We start from the raw sequence: 1882 nt of genomic DNA on the forward strand, positions 1-1882 counted from the left end.
ATCGTCGTCGATGATCCCTCTTTCGTTTTCACGATTTTCGTCCGGTTCCCGAATCCATCGTACGTATACGCGATCGTCGTTCCATCCGGCCATTGTTCGGTCTTCAACTGATCGAGCTCATCATAGCTGTACACCGTGACGTCCCCGTTCGACGTTTCGATTCGCGTCCGATTGCCGTTTTCGTCATAACGGTACGTTTCCGCCAATAACTCGGTTCCGTCCGCTGTTCCCACTGACAGACTTTTCACCAAGCCACGGTCATCATACGTGAAGGTTGCGCCCGTTCCGTTTCCAGTCGTAAACGTGCGAACGTGTCCTCTCTCGTCATGTAGCAAGTGAAATGACTCGTTAATCAACGGTAGCGGCTCGATTAGGTGTCGATGACTCCAATAAAAAAGGGGCTGTCCAATCAGTGGATTGTTCCGCTATTGGACGCCCCGTTCAACATGTGCCTGGCACTTAACAATATACTAATTTACACTGTTCCAGCCAAGGAATCGGGTAATTACTTCTTTTTACTAATATGTAATTTTGTGTTATTTAATTTACTCATCTATTGTAAATGTGCTTCTCCCACCTACATTCTGTTAAGGGGTGGGAGACTTCTCAGTGGATATGTTAAATAAAAATGTTGATCATCTTAACCCCTGTTATTAGAAACCGACAACCTTCCATTGTATCTGAAGCCAATGCTTCATCAACGGGATTTCCAAAATAAAGCCACTTATCAGCAATGCTTCTCAACCCTTCTTCTATATCTTCTATCGAAAAACTTGTGTAGGTGCTTAGTTTCACTTCTACCACAAATAAATTGGGATCTTTCCAATATGGTTCGTTTTTTAAAATGGTGTAATTTGTAAAATTCCCCTTAAATACACTTATTACATTTTCTGTAATTGAAAAAGATTCATTTTTATCTTGAGTGTATAAATATGATCGAATAAGCAAATTTCCCCCTCCTTACAGTAAGTTCAAGAAAGTCTTTTCATACGATCCCCTATTTTATCCAATTACTCTTTAGACATCGTATACTACAAGATGATTCACGAGAGGAGCAAGTGCCTCCCATGAATCACAAACATCGGCGCTTTAGGTGTTTGAATGTCCTTGAAAACGATTCTAGAATCATCGAGGACACTCTAATCTCCTCCGTAACATTGACTGCCTGTAAATTCTATACCCTTGGCATCTATTAAACATCTCCCCTACATAATCTTTTCATTGATCCCCTATACTGGAGGGCATAGCTTCCAAGCAGTTCTTAGTCTAACATGAGTTCTCATACGCTAGGAAGATTTTTAATGAGTTATCCTTCCTTTAAGGGAAACATTAAGATGTGAACCATCCCTTGATAAATGTCCCAGCATTTGTTTCCCTCTTTTTGATAATTGTACATCCCACTCAAATGGTTCTCCTTTAGTTCTAGAAGGTCCTTTGGTCCAAATGTTTCCGAATCTATCTATGTGTCCCCCACCTTTCCTCGGAAGTGGTTGAGATGGTGTCCAATTCCTCGGCGGCACGTATCTTATTTTACCTTTAGTTGGTAACATTGCCCCTTTAAGTACAGATTTCTTACTTACCGAAGCAAAAAACTGTAAATTCAATTTTCCTGAAAACCTTTGAGCCCGTCTAGCTTTATACACTCTATAGGCAATTTTGGCACCTTTAAACGCCGCACCGCCAACCAGTCCCACGCCAACAGCAATCGCCGCCGCTTTCCAACCGCCTTTTTTAAAGGCTTTATACCCATCATACGCCGCAAATCCCGCATTAATCGCCATCCACACAAAATGCCCATCCGGATCGACCAACATCACTGGGTTGTTGTTCGCGTACGTATAGCCGTTCTGCGTCAAGATGTCATCTGCATCGCCAGGATCTG

At 42.2% G+C, this 1882-nt stretch carries 2 protein-coding genes and 1 pseudogene; all 3 read right to left on the reverse strand.

The features are described 5' to 3' along the window. Window positions 1-410: pseudogene (locus HNQ82_RS14405) on the reverse strand (RHS repeat domain-containing protein); the annotation flags it as partial. A gap of 208 nt (window positions 411-618) precedes the next feature. Beyond that, window positions 619-948, reverse strand: coding sequence for a hypothetical protein (locus tag HNQ82_RS14410; protein ID WP_183250462.1), 330 nt, complete (start codon window positions 946-948; stop codon window positions 619-621). A gap of 350 nt (window positions 949-1298) precedes the next feature. Continuing rightward, window positions 1299-1882 (reverse strand): polymorphic toxin type 17 domain-containing protein (locus HNQ82_RS14470; RefSeq protein ID WP_246349085.1); only part of this gene is annotated, 584 nt, incomplete at its 5' end.

Origin of the sequence: Anoxybacillus tengchongensis (assembly GCF_014201585.1) — a bacterium.
Taxonomy (GTDB): domain Bacteria; phylum Bacillota; class Bacilli; order Bacillales; family Anoxybacillaceae; genus Anoxybacillus; species Anoxybacillus tengchongensis.